We start from the raw sequence: 20,234 nt of genomic DNA, 5'->3' as shown, positions 1-20,234 counted from the left end.
AAAAAAAAAAGCAGCCAGCAAAAATGCTAACTGCTTTGGAGGTCGCGGGCGGATTCGAACCGCCGTACAAGGTTTTGCAGACCTCTGCCTAGCCACTCGGCCACGCGACCTTTTTAAAGGTATGCTTCTCTGTTGAAGCGATTGCAAATATAGGGCAGGGCTTTGGATTATCCAAATCTTTTCACCTAAAAAATGGTTTTCATAGGGAAATCAAAGCTAGCTTTGGCTAGTGAATCGATACTTTTCTCCAACTGAATCAGGCCTTTAGGGGCATCGTGATAATCTAAAATTATTTTTTGTCCTTGTGGTAATTTTAGTCCAATGGCCTTAAAGGGGAAGCCCTCTAGGGCTTCTTCTGTTTGGGGGTAATATCGTTGCCAAGACTCAAAGGCGGGGGTCCAGCTAGCCAATAAGGTCTTCAATTTTTGGGGTTCTATTTTGCATTCTCTTTTGCCCATGGGGTTGGCAAAGGCGAGGCCTTCATAGAGAACATCTCCATTGGCCCAAAAGTAGAGGCGATACTGGGGGCATTTTCCGTAGCAGGGGCCAGTCATAAAGCTCAGCAGGGGTTGATTATTTTTCAGCTTGCTGGGCAGAAGTCCCTTACCAAATTGGTTGCCCAAGCCTGTTTCTTGCTCTATCTTTATTCTTCCCTCTCGAGATTGGCGGTAAGCCTGCATTTGCAGGGCAGAATCGGCCAATGGTTTGGCGGCTATGGCCTCCTCTTGGGCTCTTCTAGCCTCGGCCTGTTCATCGGCTTGGCGGAGTTGTTCTTGCCAGGCACGTTCTTCTTTTCGGTGTTGGCAGGCCAAGAGTAAAAAAAGAGCTAAGCATAGGATTGGATAATGTGCTTTCATCTGCTAATTTTGGGCTAAAGATAATTATTATTTTTGGGGTTTGCTGCTCACTTTGGCCCCCCTTTATTCGCTACAAGCTTTAGCATTCTATGAAAAAGGTCCAACACTACTTGGGGCAAGCCATTGATATTCGTTCTTTAGTGCTTTTGCGCATTCTTTTTGGCGGCATTGGCGCCTATGGCTTCATCAGTTCTTGGGTGAAGGGAGAAGCGGCAGAGCGTTTTCAGGGCTTGGCCTATCGCTTTAGTTGGTCGGGTTATACGGTTCCCACTTTAGGTGATGCGGCCATTCCCTACCTCTATCTTTTTGGGCTATTGGGGGCTATTGGGGTTAGCTTGGGGGCTTATTATCGGGTTTCAGTACTTTTATTTGCCTGTTGCTTTGGGTATTTGCATCGTTTAGATGCCAGTAATTTTATCAATCACTACTACTTGATTGAGTTATTGGCCTTATTTTTCTTTTTTGCGCCTGCGCATCGCAACAGCAGTTGGGATGCTTATCGGCGGCCCAAGATACGATTAGAGCAGCATCCTTTCTTTTGGCTTTTTTGCTTGCGCCTACAAATTGCGCTGGTTTATTTTTTTGCGGGTTGGGCCAAATTGAGTGCTGATTGGTGGGCTGGGCGGCCCTTGCGCATTTGGTTGCTACAGGCCCAGGATACGCCCTTGATTGGGCAATTTTTGGCCTTAGCCGAAACAGCTGTTTTGGGGGGACGTTTGGCGGCCTGCTACGACCTAACGATCTTCATTTGGTTGAGTTGGAGTAGAACAAGGCCTTGGGCTTATTTGGGGGTGCTTATTTTTCATGGGCTCACGGGCTATCTGTTCAACATTGGACTTTTTCCGCCCTTGATGATAGGGATGACCTTGGCTTTTTTTCCGCCTAAAAGTTGGAAAAGGCTGCCTCTTCCTTATTTTAAGGGAGGAAAAGCGGCTTATAAAAGCTACTTTGGGTCTATTTTGCTGCTTTATTTTGCATGGCAATTTATTTTGCCCTTGCGGCATCATGTCTTTGGGGCCAAAGATATTATTTGGTCGCAGCGTTATTATCGTTATGGTTGGCGGGTCATGTTAGTAGAGCATCAGGGGCAAGTTCGTTTTGAGTTGGCGGACCAAGCAGGAAATCGTTGGGAGGTATCGGCAAGTAAATACCTCAAGCCCTATCAGATTAAGCGGATGAGCGTGCAGCCCGAGGCGATTCGGGAGTTTGCTGTATTTTTGGCCCAGCAAGAGGCCAGAGAAGGGCAAAAGCTAGCGGTATATGTAGATGCTTTTGTCAGTTTGAATGCTCGGCCAAGTCAGAGAATTATTGACCCCAAAGTCAATTTGGTCCAAGCGGCTCCATTTGGGCCTTGGCTGCTCCCTTTGGCGAACTAAAGCGGGCCAAGGGCTGTTTTAGGCGGCGAAGCCGCCACAAAGGAGCGAAGCGACGCGGCCTAGGGATGGTAACTGGTGGCCGTTAGGCCAGACCCAGGCGCTGCAAGCGCCGCAGGGCCGAGCGAATAGCGAGCCAGTGCACAGCCCGGCCGCCGAAGGCGGCAGGCCCCAAAAAATTAGCATAGAACAAGAAAAACAAGGAATGAAAATTTTATTGCAACTAGTAGGCTGGTTAGTCTTTATTGGCCTTTGGTTTTTGGTAGAGACGGAGTGGTTGAATTTGGTCAAAGCGCCTTTTTTGCGCTACCTCAACAGCTTTGCGGGCTTCTACTTCTTTTTTATGGGCTTTAGTAGCCTGATGCAATTTTTGCAATATATTTATCGGCGGCGGAAGAAGCTGGGGGCGGGGCAGAAAGACAACATCATTGCGGGCAGCCACAACATCTATTATTTGGTGATGCTCTTGGTCCTATTCATGACTATTTTGAGTTTGTTTGGGATCAATTTGAGTAGTTTACTGACCTCCATTAGTATTTTTGCGGCTGCCTTGGCCATTTTGAGCAAGGACTACATCTCGAATATTATTAGTGGGATGATGATTGCCTTTTCGAATGAGGTAGATTTGGGCGATGTGGTAAAAATTGGGGAGCAGAAGGGCAAAGTGATGAGTTTGAGCCTATCAAAATTGCTCATTTTGAATGATGATGACGATTTGATTTACATCCCGAACAACACCGTTTTTCTGAGTGAGATCGTCAACTATACCAAGCGAGACATCAAGAAAACCAGCATTGAGTTTGAGATGGACTTGCAGTATGTTCGGCGCATACCGAACCTAGAGCAAGACCTGATTACGGCCATTGCGAACTATCATGAATGGATACAAGAAGACAGCTTCATCCTGAAGGTGGAAGAGCTAAAAAAAGACGCCGTAATATTTAAATTTCAGTATATATTGAAGGAGCCGAATCGCAAATTAGAGCAAGACATTCGCCGTTTGATGATTCGTCATATTGTTCATATTGTAAAAGAGCATCAGAACAATGTGATACCGTAAATAAGGGCGATAATGAGGAGAAGAACAACGCCTAAGCCGGGCAGCATGCAGCCTTTGGGGCTATGGCTGGGCCCTTCTTCATTTTCTTGGGCTGTAGGATGGTGAGAAAAGGCCTCTTGTTCGGCTTCCTCTTGGGGTTCTCCATTGGCCAGGGGGGTACCTTCAATATCTAGTTGTTCCAACTTATGCTTAAGTCTTCTGGGCAAGCGTTTGATTTGCGTATGGGCGGCAAACAAGCGTTGCAGATTGGGTAGATCGACGAGGCTATCGGGTAATTGCTCTATCGGGTTGCTCTCGATATGCAAAACCTCTAGGGCGCGGAGGGCGTCTAGAATTAGCGGCAGGCGGTCCAAGTCATTACCTTGCAAATAGGCCATTTTCAGGCGGCCAAGGCGGGCAAAATCTGAGGGAAGATGTTGGAGTTGGTTATGTTCTAGATGGAGGATCTCCAAAGAGGCCAGGCCTTCCAACTTGGGTAAATGTTGGAGGGCATTTTCTTTAAGGTTGAGTTGTTTGAGGCTAGCTAGGCGGTCTAGGCTATCGGGCAGCTCTTGCAGTTCATTTTGGGCCAACTGCAAAAGCTCTAGGCTACGGAGCTGACCAATTTGAGCGGGCAGATGGCGGAGCTGATTATTTTGCAACCACAAATTTTGCAGGGCAAAAAGAGAGCAAATGCTTTCGGGCAATTGTTGCAGCAGGCAATTTTGGAACTGTAGCGTTTGTAGCTTAGTGAGTTGGCCGACATTGACCCAAATTTGGCTAATGGGGTTATCATTGAGGGCCAAAAAGCTCAGATTGGGCAGCTGCTCCTCTTCCAAATTGGGCAAACTACTAATATTATTGTGGCTGAGGTCTAGGCGCTTGAGGCTATGCAGGCCCAAAATAGCAGCGGGCAAGGCCTTGAGTTGGTTATTAGAGAGCTGCAGCAGCTCTAGACGGCTATGCGCCAGAAAGTCGGCGGATAAGGCTGAAATCTGATTATTTTCTAGATAGACCTCCTTGAGATTACTCCATTCATTGAGCCAATTAGGCAGGGCCGTCAGTTCATTATTACGAAGGTCCAAAACCTCTACATAACGCAAATTAGCGAGGACAGCCGGCAGGCTGCTCAGCTCTCGTTCCGATAAATCTAGCTCTTGGATGGCATAGCAAGCCGCCACGGCCTCATGCTGTTCGGCATAATAAGGCAGGGGAATATACTGCCGAAGCTCGGCATATTCCTGTTCCCAGGGTTTTAGATTGAATCCCTGAGCGCGGGCACGCAAAAGGGCCATTTCCACCTTTTCGGGATTGGCGGAACGAAGTTTTTTCCAGAGCTGCTCGGTTAGAGGTTGCATTATTACGATTTTTGGAGCTAAAACAAGCGCCAAAATAAGGATTCTTAAACGAGCTACCAATATTTAGCGGCTGTTTTCTTTTTTCCTTTTTTAGGGTTTACTTTTCCGTTATAAATAAGTATATTGCTTATGTAGACCCTTTTGAGTAATTACCAAACAACAGAGATATGTTAGCAGAAAACGATGACATTCGGAATAGCATCCTCAAGTTGCCCTGCCCAACCTGCGGCAACCAACTGAGTTATTCGGCAGAAAAACAGCTTATTAGCTGTGGACATTGTGGTTTTTCTAAAGATTTTGACAAGGCCAACGACCTTGTTCGGGAGCAATCTTTGGCCCGAGCCGCCAGCCAGCAAAACCAATATAAGCCCAAAGATTTGGGCAAAAAGGTCATGAATTGTGGGGGCTGTGGGGCCCAACTCATGGTCGATAGCAGTGAGGTTTCGCTGCGTTGCAATTTTTGTGGCTCAGAAAAAGTGAATGAAAAAGCCTTTGAGCAAAACCTCATTCAGCCACAGGGCATCTTGCCTTTTGTGGTCACAAAACGGCAGGCCAGCGATAAATTTAAGGATTGGATTAAAACGGGCTGGTTTCATCCTAATAAGCTAAAAAAACTGGCCGCTTTGGGCGATGTGCATGGCATTTATGTCCCTTTTTGGACCTTTGACGCCCAGACCTACACGCAATGGCAGGGGCAGGCTGGTTATCATTATTATGAAAACCAAACGGTTTATGAAAATGGCGAGCAAAAGACCAAACGGGTACGTAAAACCCGCTGGGAGTCAAAGTCGGGCCGTTTTCGCCAACCCTTTGACGATGTTTTGGTGGTGGCCTCTAGGGGCTTGCCAGAAAAAATCATTGAGCGCATTTTTCCTTATCGCCTAGAAGAGACTATCAACTACCAAAATGAATTGGTGGTCGGTTGGGAGTCTGAAATTTATAGCGTAGATGTGCAGCAGGGCTACCAAAAGGCCGAGCACAAAATGATGGAGGACCTTCGCAATCGGGCCCGCCGAGAGTTGGGCGGCGACGAACAGCGCAGTTTGCGTGTAGATAGCGACTTTTTTGAGCAGACCTTCAAGCATCTGATTTTGCCGGTTTGGCTCTGTAGTTATCAATATAATGGCAAGTCTTATCAGTTTGCGGTGAATGGGCAAACGGGCCGCATTAATGGCGAAAAACCCATTTCGACCATCAAGGTGATTATTACGGTCTTGATTGTTGTGGCCATTATTGGGCTCATTATTTTCTTGTCTTCTGGAGGCGAGGGAAATTAGGATTTTTTGGGGCTGCCCCGCCCTGCGGGCGGGTCGCTCCCCTCTGGGCTCGCAGGTCTGCTCGGTCCTTCAGCGGCTTTGCCGCTTCGGTCTGGCCCTGCGGGCCACCCGCTGGGCAGCTCAGCCTGCGGCCCTCTGGGCCTGCAAAACGCAAAAAACGGCGGTGGCCTTTTCCTAATATGCAGGGATATGGCTATCATTGCAAAGCTCCTTTTTTGAATAAAAAAGGAGCTTTACTTTTTAAACCATAGCTAGCATGAAAAAGAACAAAAGCATTTTGGCCCTAGTAACGGGGGGCACCTTTGACAAAGAGTATGATATGATTACGGGCAAGCTCTTTTTTAAGGACACCCATTTGCCCGAAATCTTTAAGCGGGGGCGGGCCACCTTAGACATTAAGGTGCGCACCTTAATGATGGTTGATAGTTTGGAGATGACGGATTTGGACCGAGACATCATCATTAAGCATTGTCAGAGCACTGAGGAGCAGCAAATTTTGATTACCCATGGCACCGATACCATGGAAATTACGGCGGCGGCCATTGCCAAAGCTGGCAAAATTGGCGGGAAAACCATTGTTTTATTGGGGGCCATGATTCCCTACACCTTTGGCATGTCTTCGGATGGGTTTTTCAATTTGGGCAGTGCAATTGCCTTTGTGCAAACCCTGCCTCCTGGCGTTTATATTGCCATGCATGGCGAGTACTTCAATTGGGACAATGTGCGCAAGAACCGCTCTACGGGTTATTTTGAGGCGCCTAAAGACAAAAAACATTAGGATTGGCGGGCCGGAGATCTTTGCTGGGCGGGGACAAAACAGTGGAGCGGATGAGCGCTGCGGAGCGGGTGCCCCGGAGGGGCAGACCAAAGGCAGGCGCAGCCTGCCTGCAGGGCCGAGCAGACCTGCGAGCCCCGCAGCATAGCGACCCGCCCGCAGGGCGGGACAGCCCCTAGCACAATAAACACAAATAACTATAAAACAGGCAGTTATAAATTAAATGGAAGATTAAGAGGTTTTGAGAAAAGCGACGTACACAAAGAGGCCAAATATAAAAGTAGTCCCCAAAATAATAACGCTAAACATGACGGCATCTTGGTAAATCATTTCGAAGGTATTGGGGATAGCGAACTTGGGTTGGTCTTTTTCATAAATCATTTCGACAGATTGGCCTTCATAGTAATAGGTCTGCATATTTTCGATCTTGCGGTTAAGGATTCGGTCATTTTCATCTTGGTACTCAAAGGTAGTGCTATAGCTGATCGACTGATCGCCATCATCGTCATAGCTAGTATGAGTTTGGACGGCGACCACCTCTGCATTGACTTTTTGGCCATGCAGTTGCAGTTGTTGTCCTTGATAAATCGTTTTTAGCTGAATGCTAAGCAAATAGCTAGGGAATAAGAGGAGGAGCCAAAAGCCGAAGCGTTTGGCTAGATTGGGAAAAAAGCTAGGCATATCTAGAAAGTAAAAATGGGGCCTAGGGCCCCATTATTTTTATAAGTATGATCTAAAAAATTAGCGAGGCACCTCGACCTTAGCGATAATATCGGCGACAACATCACTAATCTGCATGCCCTCCATTTCTCTTTCGGGCGTCAGGATAATTCGGTGATTGAGGACGGGATAAGCCACATATTGGATATCATCGGGGGTAACAAAGCTGCGGCCATTCATGGCGGCTAGGGCCTTAGCGGTTTGCATAATGGCCAGAGAGGCACGGGGTGAAGCGCCTAGGAAGAGGTCGGCATGCGAGCGGCTACGGTGGACCAATTCGGCGATATAGTCGAGTAATTCGGTTTTGATATGGACCTGTTCGATAATCTCTTGGCAGTCTTGAACATCTTGGGCGGAGAGCACGGGGTTCACGTCTGCGGCTTGGCGCTTTGTGAAGTCATCCTTAAAGCGATAGAGAATTTGTTGTTCTTCTTTCAGGGAGGGATATTCTAGGAGAATGCGGAAGAGGAAGCGGTCCAGTTGGGCCTCGGGTAGTTTATAGGTACCTTCTTGTTCTATAGGGTTTTGGGTAGCGAGGACCATAAAGGGAAAATTCATCTTGTAGGTTGTTCCGTCTACAGAAATTTGTTTTTCCTCCATGACCTCAAAGAGAGAGGCTTGGGTTTTGGCTGGTGCTCGGTTAATTTCATCGATAAGGACCAAATTGGAGAAAATGGGTCCTTGGGTAAAGACAAAATCGGAAGATTTCATATTAAAGATCGTTGTACCGGTTACATCCGAGGGCATCAGGTCTGGAGTAAACTGAATCCGGTTAAAGTCCACCTTCATACTTTGGGCCAGTAGCTTGGCGGTAAGTGTTTTGGCGATACCGGGCACCCCTTCTAGCAGGACATGTCCGCCAGAGAAGAGTGCGATAAGGATGAGATCAATCATTTCATCTTGTCCGATAATTACCTTTTGGATTTCTTGTTTTACTTTTTGGACAGCCTCTTGAATTTTGAGGCTTTGGCTATCTTCTTGTTCCCAGCTTTGCATGCTAGGGCTATGTTCTTCTTCTTTAGCGGGTTGGTCTTGTTCTGGAAATTCTTGCATATTTAGTTCTTAAGTTATGGACTTAGGAGGTGAGTAAAATGGGCAGTTATCTTTTGCTTTAGGCTGTGGGTTGTTGTCTTCGGGTTTCTTCTGCTTCATAGAATTTTTGGACCAGCAGATAAAAATTATTGAGTGTTTCTGCTGACATGGTCACATTGGGTTTTGCCAATTGTGAAGAGAGGTGATTATATCGTTCTAGAATTTCTTCAATAATTTTATAGTCGATTTCGCTACGTTGAGCAATTTGTTGAGCGGCTAGGTTATCCCAATTTTTAATATTTAGGCCATATCGTTTTCTGAGGTGGCTATGAAATATTTGCATAATTTTCTCAAAAATGAGTCCATGGCTTTGTCGTTGGAAATAGAGTCGGCTAATTGTTTTGACAAAACCTAGGGAGGTATTATGATTTTTTGGGAGGACCTCAATTTGTTGTTGTCTTCTTTTGGCGCCAAAAAGGGCGTAGCTAAAGGCGCCAACTAGGAGCAGCAGCCAAGCCCATCGCAGGGCAGGTTGAGAAAAGACATACTCCATTGGGGTTGGGGGTTTGTCATATCGTTGTGGGCTGCGGGGGTATTCGTAGGGTCTGGGGTTTGTACTTGCGTAATCCCAGATAATTTTTTTGGCTGAGAAGGGTTGCAATAGGCGTTGGAGATAATTATAGCCTACAGTTCCATTTGTATTTTGGGAGAGGTAGAGATTGGTTAGCATAATGGGGTTGCTATGCCAATAGAGTCGTCCTTCTCCTACTTCGATAGCGAAGAGATAGGGGTAGCGCATATCGCTTATGCCACCCTCTAGTTGATAGAAGCCCGCTTCGACGACGGCGGGTTCATCTCCTGGACAGATATTATAGTCGGGGATGTAGGTCCAATAATACTCTCCGGTATCCTTTACGCCTGTTTTATAGGCAAAGGGATAAAGTTCTGCATTTTCGCCATCATCGTATTCATCGGCATAAAAGCCGGCTAGCACTTGCTTGCTGCTCATGCTACTGTGGCGATAATCGGTAGCCAGGCTATAAAAGCAATGATAGCTTTCAAAGAGGGTATAAAACAAGCTATCGGAGGGTTCGATCGCCACAATCAGGGCATTTCCGCCGGCTTCCAAAAAGGCTTTTAATTTTTCGGCATCTTGGGCAGAATAATAGGGTTCTCCGGCGCCAATAAATACATAGAGGCTATTTTCTGCATTGGCGGTAGACAGTTGTTCATCTATGCGTTTATTTTCGTAGCGTTCAAAGCTATCTACGCTTATTTTAAGGAGCTCTTCTAGCAGTTTAAAATCGTAGGGTTCGGCTTCGGCATGTTCCATACTGGGCCACCATTGGTACTTAACTTCTCTAGAAGAGGCAAAGAAGTAGGCTAGAACGCCCAAAAGCAAGACCGCAATGACAATATAGAGCAAGCTTGAATTTTTCTTTTGTTCCATTAGGCATTCGTCTTTTGTTGCTTAGCCTTAGGCGTTCTTGCCTTTTGCAGCATATCATCAAATAGGGGGCTGATGCGACTAAACTCTGTTCGGTCTAAATTTGCGCCCTTAGCGAACCAGAAATACTCATAAATTCGGGTTACCTTTTGAAGCAAAGGGCGGGCGGGATGCGACCAAATCTCTCGGATATAGGCCCCATTTGTTTTTTCTTTTTTCCAGACAATATGTCCGGCATGCAAGAGGGCCTGCAAAATGCTCAAATAATAGAGGCGGAGGGCCAAGGAATAATTTTCGGCCTGTACGGCATCCTCCAAAGGCGTTTTAATATTGGCCTCTTCTAGGTTATCTTCTATCTCTTCTAGGAGGTAAGCCTCATCTTTACTAATTTTTTGGTTGGCGCCTAAAAGGCCACCACCCACTAGGCGAAAGACGATAAATACCAATAGGCCAATAACGACCGCAAAGAGGCTATACTTTAAGATGTTTTTGGTAGAAGCTGACATAGAGGGAGTATCAATAGAGCTATCTGCAGAAATTTGATCCTCTTCTTTTTCCTCCTCCTTTTCTTCCTTTACCTTTTCCTTATTATAGTCGTATTGCTTAGAAATTTGCTCCCAATCGGCTCGTTCTACATCCTGTGCTTGTCCAAAATTGGGACTTAGGCAAAAGAAAGCCCCCAAAAGCAATAGGCGATACAGCCAGCTACTCCCTTTCCATTCCATAACTTTTCTTTTGCTGGCCCAATTGGCCAATATGATCAAATAAATCTTCTGCAAGCACGGTCTGCTTGTAGCTTCGCTCGCTAATGCTCATGACCAAAAAGACCAAGGGAAACATAAAACAGAGCGAAAAGGCATGCAAAAAGAGGTTGAAGCTGGTATAATAGAGCTGTGCACCCTCCTCAGAGATGGGCAGTAGCGTCATAAAAGAATTAAAGTAAAAATCAACCAAGGGAGCTGTAGTGAGAAAAAGAAAAATAAAGCTCATCAGTACACCCACTACATAATTCCCCATCATCGAGATGTAGTTTTTCCCCAAATGCTTAAACCAAAGTGGAATACTGGCAATCAGGTTCTTTTGCTCATTATAACTAACCGCTAAGCCATGGGCCAAAACTGGAATGACAAAGAGCAGATAAAGGAAAATCATGATGTAATAATCCTCATTGCCATAGCTAACAAACAAGAAGTTCATCAGGGCACTAGCCAATAAGGCATTGGGGTATAGCCAAGCATGTTTGGCCCAACTCATTGGCCCATTGGCCTTGGCCGAAACACCAGAAAGTGCTATATGCAAAATAACCGACATGGCCCCAACATTGAGCAACCAACGTAGCCCCAATTCTTCTAAAAATAAGAACTGAGCAATATGGTAGGCCGTATAGGCCAATGCCTCAAAAAATGAGAATAGGAATCCAGCCTGATGAAACTCAAAGTAGTACTCCATCTGAATGCTGACCGCTGTATAAATGAAGGCCATAACTGCCGCCCCCAAAGCCAAACGAAGCAGTTGCTGACGATATAGCTTGAAGGCATCCATAAATACTTGGCCCTGGTTCTTAATCATTTTGAAATTGATCGGAATCTCCTTGGCCACCGGCAACTCTAACTCAGCTTCCTCCGCCGTCTGCTGTCGACGACCAACCCGCCAAGGGTACCAAACAAAGTAGCCCCCCATAAATACAAAAGAAGCAATAATCAAAATGGCCCGAACCACATAAGAGGCATCGCTATATCGGGTGATATAGCCCTCAATAAAGGCCGCCAATATAATTAAAGGTACAATGGCCATATAGATACTCAAGGCCCGCCTAGCCGCTAGTTGCAAGGATTGCAAGCGACTGTAGCTGCCCGGAAATAACAAGGCCCTACCCAAATGTAAACCCGCAGCCCCAGCAATGATAATACAAGAAATTTCTACAGCCCCATGCAGCCAAATGGTCAGGATAGAGTCCCAGTAAATGCCCTCCCGAATAAATAAAAACTGAAAAGCACCCACCATGATCCCATTCTGAATGAGAATGTAAATGGTCCCCACACCAAAAAGTAACCCCAGGATAAAGGTCCCAAAAGCTACCCGCAGGTTGTTCCAAGCAATCCGCATAAACATCCCCGTCTGATCCTCATCCTGATAGACAGACATCGGCTCGCCCTTACGGATGTTCTCATAGGTCATCTCTACATAGCCATCACCCAAGATAACTCGAGGAAAGTCCGGATCCATAATAGAAGAAAACACCCCAATGCCCACCGCCAAAATAAAGATGGCAAAAGACAATAGAAAATCTACTCTAGACTCATAAATGAGCTGAGGCAGGTCCTTGGACCAAAATTGTACAAATCGCTTCCATCTACTCTTCCGGTTCTTGTAGATGCTGTCAAATACAGCCTGCGATATATTGTTGAGGTATACCCGAACCGAACGGTTGGGGTAAAAGGTCCGAGAATAAGATAAGTCATCGGTCAACTCCGTAAATAGCTCACTCAGCTTTTCCGGGTCTTGGTCCTTAGAAGCCAATACTTCCTCAAACTCTATCCACTTGTCCTTATTCTTTTCTATAAATTTGGTCTCACGCATGAGGGGGATATTTGTAATACAATAGACAGTAAAGCCAAGCGCTTTCTGTTTAAGCTCTTAAAGCTAACTATTTTTTTTGCCTTATTCAATGAACCCTTCCAAAAAACAATAGCGCAAAACCTCAAGCCCTAGCCCTAACGGCTCCCCCGCCCCATGTTCCGCTCCGTCAATTCCCCCTTATGGTAGTATTCTACCTTCTCCAAAATGCCCAACTCACTATAAAATTTCCACTCGCCATGCCGCAAATCCCCCTCCCAAGCCTGTATAAATTCCCCGCTTTCCATACTCCCCTGCTCTTCCCAATAGTCTTCATAACTGCGGTCCTTGATCCCCGGCCACCAATAATCCCCCTTGCTCTTAAGCTTCCCATTCAAATGATAACTCTTCCACTCCCCTATCCTTGCCTCTAACTGCTGCTCCACAATCTGCCCCGATATAATCATCTGGGTCTTCCGACTCATAAAACGCCCCTCCTCTCGCAAACGCCCCGAGGAATAGTAAAATTTGGCCGCCCCATTCAAACCCCCATCTTTATAGTTTAACTCACTCGACATATTTCCCCCAATATGCCAACTCTTCCACTCCCCCGTCGCCCGCCCATAACGGTCATAGGTCCCAATCCGCTTCCTGCTCCCATCACTGTGGTAGCTTTTGTACTGCCCAATAATCTTCCCGCCCTGTATGTAAACCGCTTCCACTAAGGTGTCCGAATTGTACATCTGACGCAAAAATAAACTGTCGCCCCCCTTTACAGAAACTAAACTGTATTCACTCCTCAAAACCAATCGACTACTGTCGCTCTGTGCCCCCAAGTAAAAAGGGAGCAGCAAACAAAATATCAATATATATTTATACATATTACTCTAGTTGTTAATAATTTATTTACCTTCTTGTTCCTCTAAGACTAACGTAAAATAAATGTCTTTGCCTCCTTTTAGGCACAATAAGATGGCCAGTTATTTTCTCTATCGAGCCAAGAAACCCAAAAGTTATGCTATTCTGCTGCTGTTTTTCTTTTTGATTTGGGGCTGCCCCGCCCTGCGGGCGGGTCGCTCCCCTCTGGGCTCGCAAGTCTGCTCGGCCCTTCAGTGCTGCGCACTTCGGTCTGGCCCTGCGGGCCACCCGCCGGGCAGCTCAGCCTGCGGCCCTTCGGGCCTGTCCCATCCAAAATTGACCCTCAGAAAAAAAAATGGCTAGCCGTAATTTACGGCTAGCCATTTAACAATATGTACCCAAATTTATAAGGCCGGAAGCAGTTCCGCCTCTACCAGCAATTCATTTGCTAGGTATTCCTCTTTCTTCAATCTAATCGGCTGCAAACTGTTAATCCACTCTTCTTTATAAGGCAAGGCCACTTTGACGTAGTTGCGGGTAAATCCAAACATTTTTCCCTCTTGCTCCTTGGCCTCCAATAAAACCAACTCTTCCCGCCCCAATTGCTGCTGATAAAAGGCCAACTTCTTTTTCTCCGACAAAATCCGAAGCATCTCGTTGCGCTCTCTCCGTATATGCATCGGCACTTTGCCCTGCATCTCCGCCGCAAGCGTGTTGGCCCGCTCCGAATAGGTGAAGACATGCAAATAAGAAACAGGCAAACTCCGAATAAATTCATAGGTCTCCTTAAAATCCTCATCCGTCTCTCCCGGAAAACCCACAATGACATCTACCCCAATACAAGCCTGAGGCATTTTCTCCCGAATCCAAGCCACTCGCTGCGCATACAATTCTCTTTTGTAACGGCGACGCATCGCCTTGAGCTGCTTGTTATTTCCCGATTGTAAGGGTACATGAAAATGAGGCAAAAACCGCTTAGATTGAGCCACAAAATCAATAATCTCTTCGGTCAAAAGATTAGGCTCTATAGAAGATATCCGAAAACGATCAATCCCCTCTACTTGCTCCAATTCCTTGATCAAATCAATAAATAAAGCCTCTTTTTTAGGCTTCATCCCCTCAATAACCTCGGTGCCATTGCCAAAATCCCCTAAATTGACCCCCGTCAGCACAATTTCCTTAATGCCCATCTCGGCAATTTTATGCGCATTGGCCACCGCCTGCGCTACCGTATCACTGCGGCTCTTTCCTCTAGCCTGCGGAATCGTACAAAAGGAACATTTATAATTACAACCATCCTGCACCTTCAAGAAAGAACGAGTACGATCACCAAAAGAAAATGAATCTATAAATTCATTGGCTTCCTGCACTTCTCCCGCATAAACCATCCCTTTTTCTGGCGCCTTCGTCAAATCATTCACATAATCGAGAATCCGAAACTTTTGGGCAGCCCCAAGGACCAAATCCACCCCCGGAATATCGGCAATCTCCTGCGGCTTGAGCTGCGCATAACAACCAATCACCACCACAAAGGCATGCGGCGCCTTGCGCAAAGCAGAACGCACCACCTTCCGACACTTTTTATCGGCAAAGTCGGTCACCGAACAGGTGTTGATGACATAAATATCAGCCCCCTCATTAAAAGGGACTTCGCCATAACCCGCCTCTTCAAAAAGACGGCCAATGCTAGATGTTTCAGAGTAGTTGAGTTTGCAGCCTAAGGTATAAAAGGCTACAGTTCTTGGAGTTGCCAAACTGCAAATGTTTTATTGTCATCCAAATAAATCAAAAGGCCAAGCCTCTTGGGCTGCTTCCATAATGAATAAGCCAAGCGCAAAGATACATAAGTAGAGCAAAACGGCCAAGCCTTCTATTCTCTCCCCACAAAGCTAGACATAAAAAAAGGAAAGCTCCCTAAAGCTTTCCTGATATAGTTGGTTTTTGTGCCTTTGAATTGGGCCGTTTATTCGGTGTTTTTCTTTGGTCATCTAACTCAATTACTACTATAAGGCCTAAAGGGCAAAAAAGTTACAGTTTTTTAGAAGAAATGTGACATCTCTCTCTTTTTCTGCCGCCTAAACGCAAAAAAGGAAGTGGCCCTGGCCTAGCGATGTGTAGGGGGGGCCGAAGGCCAGACCAAAGCGCGCAGCGCTGAAGGGCCGAGCAGACCTGCGAGCCCCAAAACGTAGCGCCGACGACCGAAGGGAGGCGGAGGCCCCAAAACATCTGCGAGCCCCGACAACCAGCCCCAAAGGGGCGCCAGTTCGACGACCAAAGGGAGTAAACGTAGCGCCGACGACCGAAGGGAGGCGACAACAAGGACTTTAGTTCGCAGTTCGACGACTGTAAGGAGTAACGCCCCAAAAAAACAAAAAAATACTTAATCCTTTTGCTCCTCATCTATATCCTCTAGCTCTTCTGGCAAAACACCCTTGGCCTCTAAAAGGGCCAGTAGGCGATCCATTTTACTGTGCATTTTTTTCAGTTCCTGCTCCACATCTTCAAATTGCTGCTCGGTTTCATCATGGTCACTGACCATGGCATCGACAAAGATCGAATTGACGATAGAGAGTCCAAAAACACCCCCCATAATGAGCATGAAAATAAAATAGGCCTTGGTAAAAAACTCGGCCACTGGCGAAAATTGGGCCTCCTCTACCAAAGCATCGGTTACCCCGTTCCAGCCCTCTACCGTGAAGACCTGGAAGATAACATAATAGGCCTTGAGCGGATTGCCGAACATATTGGGCGCCGCCTCTTGGAAGAAAAAAGTGGAAATAATGGCCATAATAAAGACCAAAACAAAAAAGCCGACCAAGACCATAAAAGAAGCCTTTAGGGCCTCGCTAATCGAGCGGAAAATATGCTCCACCTGTGGAAAAAACTGAATAAATCGGAAAAATTTAAAGACCCGCAACACCCGCAGCACCATCAAAAAGCTCACATTCACATAATCCGTTAGCTCCGGAATAATATGGACCAATAAGGAGGGCAAAGAGAGCAAAATCAGCGTAAGATCAAAGCGGTTCCAATGCGAACGCAAATACTCCTGCAGCCCATAATGCCTAGCCTTAACAAACAGCTCGGTCAGAAAAAGAACCGTGAGCAGGTCGTCCAAATAGGTAAAAAGCTGCTCATAGCCCGTATCGGGAAACCCCTGAAAAAAGATAATCACCGCATTGAGACTAATCAGGGCCAAAATGTTGCGATCATTGAGAAACAGACGACTAAAAAAAGAGGGTGTTTTGGCGGTGCCCATATTGCTTTGTTCGATTGAAGGAGGTGTATTGTATGTAAAAAATTTGCTGACTCTCTTGTCGAGAGCCAGCAAATTTAATGATTTCCTATATTAAGCTAAGGATTATGTCTGAATAATGCCGGGGTTAAATTTAGCCACTGGCGCATTGTTCGCCGCCTCGATACCCATCGAGATCACACGACGAGTTTCTAGGGGATCAATGATGGCATCTACCCAAAGGCGAGAGGCAGCATAATAGGCCGAGCTCTGCTTTTCGTAGCGGGCCTCAATTTTCTCGAGCAGCTCCTGCTCTTTCTCTTGGCTGAGCTCTTCGCCCTTGGCCGCCAATGAGCTCTTCTCGATTTGGAGCAGCACTTTGGCCGCTTGCGAGCCGCCCATCACCGAAATCTTGGCATTGGGCCAAGCCACAATCAAACGAGGATCATAGGCCTTGCCACACATAGCGTAATTGCCCGCCCCATTCGAGTTCCCCATCACAATAGAGAACTTGGGCACGGTAGAATTAGAAACGGCAGAAACCATTTTGGCCCCATCCTTAATAATTCCACCATGCTCCGAGCGCTTACCCACCATAAAGCCCGTCACATCATGCAAAAAGACCAATGGAATCTTCTTTTGGTTACAGTTCATGATAAAACGAGCCGCTTTATCGGCCCCATCAGAATAAATAACGCCTCCAAACTGCACTTCTCCTTTGGCATTCTTTACCACTTGGCGGTTGTTGGCCACAATGCCCACAGCCCAACCATCTATGCGAGCATAGGCGCAGATCATGGTTTTGCCATAGCCCTCTTTATATTGCGTTAGTTTAGAGTCGTCAACTAGACGCTCAATCAGCTCTAGGCTATCATAAGGGCGACTGCGATCGAAGGGGAAAATTCCGTAAATATCTTCTGGATCTTTGGCCGGAGAAGCCGGTTCGGCTCGGTTGAACCCCGCTTTATCAAAAGCACCCTGCTTGTCAATCAGGTCCTTGATGGTATCCAGACAAACATGGTCGTTGGGCACCTTATAATCGGTTACCCCAGAAATTTCGCATTGGGTAGTAGCCCCACCCAAGGTCTCTTTATCCACCTGCTCGCCAATAGCGGCCTTGACCAAATAAGGACCCGCCAAGAAGATAGAACCCGTGCCATCTACAATAAGGGCCTCATCCGACATGATGGGCAAATAGGCCCCACCAGCTACACAACTGCCCATGATGGCCGCAATTTGAGGAATCCCCATGCTCGACATCACGGCATTGTTGCGGAAAATACGCCCAAAATGCTCCTTATCAGGGAAAATCTCGTCTTGCATAGGCAAATATACCCCCGCAGAATCTACCAAATAGATAATCGGTAGACGGTTTTCCATGGCGATTTCTTGAAAACGAAGGTTTTTCTTGCCCGTAATCGGAAACCAAGCGCCTGCTTTTACAGTCGCATCATTGGCCACAATTACACATTGGCGGCCTTTCACATATCCAATTCCACCAACAACGCCTCCAGCAGGGCAACCCCCATGTTCTTCATACATCTCAAAGCCAGCAAAAGCGCCTAGCTCCAAAAACTCACTATCTTTATCAATCAGGTAACTGATGCGCTCTCTAGCGGTCAATTTCCCTTTGCTATGCAATTTGTCAATGCGTTTTTTTCCTCCCCCCTCATAAATGCGCTCCAACAAATGGCGCATTCGCGAGACCTCTAACTTATTATCGTCCTCATTTTTATTAAAGGCTAAATCCAATTTGGTCATAGACTATCGTTTATTGGTTCGCAATTTCGTTCTTCTTTGGGGCAAATATATAAGAACTTGCTCAAAAATTATCGCCTTCCTGCTTGAAAGCTGCTTTTTATCTTCTGCTTCTGCCTAGAGCGCTTCTGTTTAGTTCTTTTTTTGGGGCCTCCGCTGCGGCTTCGCCTTGCGGCGCTACGCTTCAGGGCTCGCAGGTCTGCTCGGCCCTGCGGCCTGACGGCCTCGGTCTGCGGCTTCGCCGCCCCCTTTCGCATCGCTAGGCCAATGCGAGCTAGGCCCTTTGGGCCTTCAAAGGCCTTCGGCCCAGCTATTTGCGCCCAGTTGTTTTGGACCAAAGTCCTAACGCTTTCCCCAAAACGCTATATTAAACTACAGTCTTTTTATTCACCTACTTAATATCCTCATGAAAATGAAAAAATCTATTTTAAGCCTAGCGCTATTCGCCCTCCTATTTACAGCCTGTACCCGCCCCTCTCATCCTAAAACAAGTAGCCCAGAGATCCAAACTGTAACACTTCAGTTTGTCGACTTTAGCGCTGCTGTTGGCCCTGGCCCCAGCTATACCTTTAAAGATTCGGCTGGATCAACCATATATTTTAACTGTAACAACGATACTACAACATCCTTTTTTATAACGCTCTCTGAAGAAGAAGCAAAAATAGCCGGTGATTATGTTGGCGGCGATCCCAAGCTTAAAGGCAAATGGTTTAAGATTCATTATCAACCCAAAGAGGTGGTCATAGGCTGCACAGCTGAAAACAAAGGGATAGTAGACTGTATTGTAAAAGCAGAACTAATTGCAGATTCAATCAAAACAGACTTTCCCCAGCCCTAGAGACTTTACAATATAGAGTGCCAAGCTATAGCTTTTGCCTATTATTTAACCTACCCCAGCAATGAATAACTACCTTTTAATTCTATTTTTTTCGCCTATGTTTTGGGGCCTTCGGCAGGCGCTACGGTTACTCCCTTTGGTCGTCGAACTGGCGCCCCTATAGGGGCTGGTTGTCACAGCTCGCAGGTCTGCTCGGCCCTGCGCTTCGGTGCTACGCACCTTCGGTTACTCCCTTTGGTCGTTGAACTGCGCCCTAAAGGGCTTGTTCTGGTCTGCGGCTTCGCCGCCCCCTTTCGCATCGCTAGGCCAATGCGAGCTAGGCCCTTTGGGCCTTCAAAGGCCTTCGGCCCAGCTATTTGCGCCCAGTTGTTTTGGACCAAAGTCCTAACGCTTTCCCAAAAACGCTATATTCAGCTAAAGTCTTTTTATTCACCTACTTAATATCCTCATGAAAATGAAAAAATCTATTTTAAGCCTAGCGCTATTCGCCCTCCTATTTACAGCCTGTACCTCTGGCAACAACAAGCCCGCTATCGAAGAAAATCCCCAAAGCAGTAGCACAACAGCCCAGGAAACCACTCCCGAAGAAACCACTCCCGAAACCAGTTCCGAGGCCAAGCAAACAGGCGAGTTTCAGTTTGTCACTTTCGAGCTCCTTAGCGATGCCGCTGTCTATATCTTTAAAAATACCGAAGGCGAAACCCTTGAGTTTTTTGGCAATGAAGACCCCAACTATAAATTTGCCCAAGAAGTCCCCGAAAGCCAGGCCAATATGGATAACCAAGGCTGGGACGGAAACCCCGAGCTCAAAGGCAAATGGTTTAAGATTCAATACCAACAGAAAATGGCCGTAGCCGGCAACATTGATATGCCCAAAGAAATGGCCAATGTTATTTTAAGCGCCGAATTGATTGAGCGCTAGGTCTTAAGGCAGCTTTCGCAAAGCGAAAGCTGCCTTCTTTTTGGAAAGCAATATTTTTACTTACTTAATAGATTTTTTATATAAAAAAGCTATATTTATTCATTCTTAAACCATATCCATAAAGTAATATGTACGACGACAGACAGACAGACAGACAGACAGACAGACCATGTCAATCAGTTAAATCCA

17 protein-coding genes and 1 tRNA gene are annotated in these 20,234 nt (G+C 46.4%); 6 read left to right on the top strand and 12 right to left on the bottom strand.

The annotated features are described in order from the left end of the window. Window positions 1–36 precede the first annotated feature (36 nt). Together SAPGRDRAFT_RS12740 and SAPGRDRAFT_RS12735 are read right to left on the bottom strand one after the other, a co-directional pair. Window positions 37–110 (bottom strand) — tRNA-Cys (locus tag SAPGRDRAFT_RS12740). Between the two features lie 75 nt (window positions 111–185). After that, window positions 186–857, bottom strand: a complete 672-nt coding sequence (locus SAPGRDRAFT_RS12735) for a DUF6438 domain-containing protein (RefSeq protein WP_002659625.1) — start codon at window positions 855–857, stop codon at window positions 186–188. Between the two features lie 89 nt (window positions 858–946). On the opposite strand from SAPGRDRAFT_RS12735, the gene SAPGRDRAFT_RS12730 reads away from it, so the two are divergent. Together SAPGRDRAFT_RS12730 and SAPGRDRAFT_RS12725 are read left to right on the top strand one after the other, a co-directional pair. Next, window positions 947–2,233, top strand: a complete 1,287-nt coding sequence (locus SAPGRDRAFT_RS12730; RefSeq protein ID WP_002659624.1) for an HTTM domain-containing protein — start codon at window positions 947–949, stop codon at window positions 2,231–2,233. 202 nt (window positions 2,234–2,435) lie between these two features. Further along, window positions 2,436–3,290 carry a mechanosensitive ion channel family protein gene (locus SAPGRDRAFT_RS12725; protein ID WP_002659623.1) on the top strand — a complete coding sequence of 285 codons (855 nt, stop codon included), beginning with the start codon at window positions 2,436–2,438 and terminating at the stop codon, window positions 3,288–3,290. Here the strand turns inward: SAPGRDRAFT_RS12725 and SAPGRDRAFT_RS12720 are convergent. After that, window positions 3,269–4,627, bottom strand: a complete 1,359-nt coding sequence (locus SAPGRDRAFT_RS12720; RefSeq protein ID WP_002659622.1) for a leucine-rich repeat domain-containing protein — start codon at window positions 4,625–4,627, stop codon at window positions 3,269–3,271. The genes SAPGRDRAFT_RS12725 and SAPGRDRAFT_RS12720 overlap by 22 nt on opposite strands. Window positions 4,628–4,794: 167 nt before the next feature. Here SAPGRDRAFT_RS12720 and SAPGRDRAFT_RS12715 point away from each other — a divergent pair, with 167 nt between their 5' ends. After that, complete coding sequence (locus SAPGRDRAFT_RS12715; protein WP_002659621.1) at window positions 4,795–5,904, top strand: hypothetical protein; 1,110 nt, start codon at window positions 4,795–4,797, stop codon at window positions 5,902–5,904. A 256-nt stretch (window positions 5,905–6,160) separates the two neighbouring features. Next, a complete protein-coding gene (locus SAPGRDRAFT_RS12705) occupies window positions 6,161–6,682 on the top strand; it encodes an asparaginase domain-containing protein (RefSeq protein WP_002659620.1) in 522 nt (173 codons plus the stop codon). Between the two features lie 228 nt (window positions 6,683–6,910). On the opposite strand, the gene SAPGRDRAFT_RS12700 is transcribed toward SAPGRDRAFT_RS12705, so the two are convergent. The 9 genes from SAPGRDRAFT_RS12700 to SAPGRDRAFT_RS12655 all read right to left on the bottom strand — a co-directional run bounded on the left by SAPGRDRAFT_RS12700 (window position 6,911) and on the right by SAPGRDRAFT_RS12655 (window position 18,279). Further along, entirely contained in the window at window positions 6,911–7,360 is a 450-nt protein-coding gene (locus SAPGRDRAFT_RS12700) for a DUF3592 domain-containing protein (RefSeq protein ID WP_002659619.1), read from the bottom strand. A 60-nt stretch (window positions 7,361–7,420) separates the two neighbouring features. Further along, window positions 7,421–8,452, bottom strand: coding sequence for an AAA family ATPase (locus SAPGRDRAFT_RS12695; protein ID WP_002659618.1), 1,032 nt, complete (start codon window positions 8,450–8,452; stop codon window positions 7,421–7,423). A gap of 58 nt (window positions 8,453–8,510) precedes the next feature. Beyond that, complete coding sequence (locus SAPGRDRAFT_RS12690) at window positions 8,511–9,881, bottom strand: DUF4350 domain-containing protein (RefSeq protein ID WP_002659617.1); 1,371 nt, start codon at window positions 9,879–9,881, stop codon at window positions 8,511–8,513. Then, window positions 9,881–10,603, bottom strand: coding sequence for a hypothetical protein (locus SAPGRDRAFT_RS12685; RefSeq protein ID WP_002659616.1), 723 nt, complete (start codon window positions 10,601–10,603; stop codon window positions 9,881–9,883). Before SAPGRDRAFT_RS12685 ends, SAPGRDRAFT_RS12690 begins: the two co-directional genes overlap by 1 nt. Continuing rightward, a complete protein-coding gene (locus SAPGRDRAFT_RS12680) occupies window positions 10,584–12,458 on the bottom strand; it encodes a stage II sporulation protein M (protein WP_002659615.1) in 1,875 nt (624 codons plus the stop codon). The genes SAPGRDRAFT_RS12685 and SAPGRDRAFT_RS12680 overlap by 20 nt, the downstream gene beginning before the upstream one ends. A gap of 134 nt (window positions 12,459–12,592) precedes the next feature. Beyond that, complete coding sequence (locus SAPGRDRAFT_RS12675) at window positions 12,593–13,315, bottom strand: toxin-antitoxin system YwqK family antitoxin (protein ID WP_002659614.1); 723 nt, start codon at window positions 13,313–13,315, stop codon at window positions 12,593–12,595. 381 nt (window positions 13,316–13,696) lie between these two features. Next, a complete protein-coding gene (mtaB, locus tag SAPGRDRAFT_RS12665; protein WP_002659613.1) occupies window positions 13,697–15,046 on the bottom strand; it encodes a tRNA (N(6)-L-threonylcarbamoyladenosine(37)-C(2))-methylthiotransferase MtaB in 1,350 nt (449 codons plus the stop codon). Between the two features lie 626 nt (window positions 15,047–15,672). After that, complete coding sequence (locus tag SAPGRDRAFT_RS12660) at window positions 15,673–16,551, bottom strand: ion transporter (protein ID WP_002659612.1); 879 nt, start codon at window positions 16,549–16,551, stop codon at window positions 15,673–15,675. Between the two features lie 102 nt (window positions 16,552–16,653). Continuing rightward, window positions 16,654–18,279, bottom strand: a complete 1,626-nt coding sequence (locus SAPGRDRAFT_RS12655) for an acyl-CoA carboxylase subunit beta (RefSeq protein WP_037350848.1) — start codon at window positions 18,277–18,279, stop codon at window positions 16,654–16,656. A gap of 418 nt (window positions 18,280–18,697) precedes the next feature. Here SAPGRDRAFT_RS12655 and SAPGRDRAFT_RS12645 point away from each other — a divergent pair, with 418 nt between their 5' ends. Then, entirely contained in the window at window positions 18,698–19,123 is a 426-nt protein-coding gene (locus SAPGRDRAFT_RS12645) for a hypothetical protein (RefSeq protein WP_156001916.1), read from the top strand. A gap of 454 nt (window positions 19,124–19,577) precedes the next feature. Then, window positions 19,578–20,045, top strand: coding sequence for a hypothetical protein (locus tag SAPGRDRAFT_RS12640; protein ID WP_156001914.1), 468 nt, complete (start codon window positions 19,578–19,580; stop codon window positions 20,043–20,045). Window positions 20,046–20,234: the final 189 nt, after the last annotated feature.

Source organism: Saprospira grandis DSM 2844, assembly GCF_000275825.1.
Taxonomy (GTDB): Bacteria; Bacteroidota; Bacteroidia; order Chitinophagales; family Saprospiraceae; genus Saprospira; species Saprospira grandis_A.
Note: the sequence above shows the minus strand (reverse complement) of the source record. Positions and strands in the feature narration are given on the sequence as shown.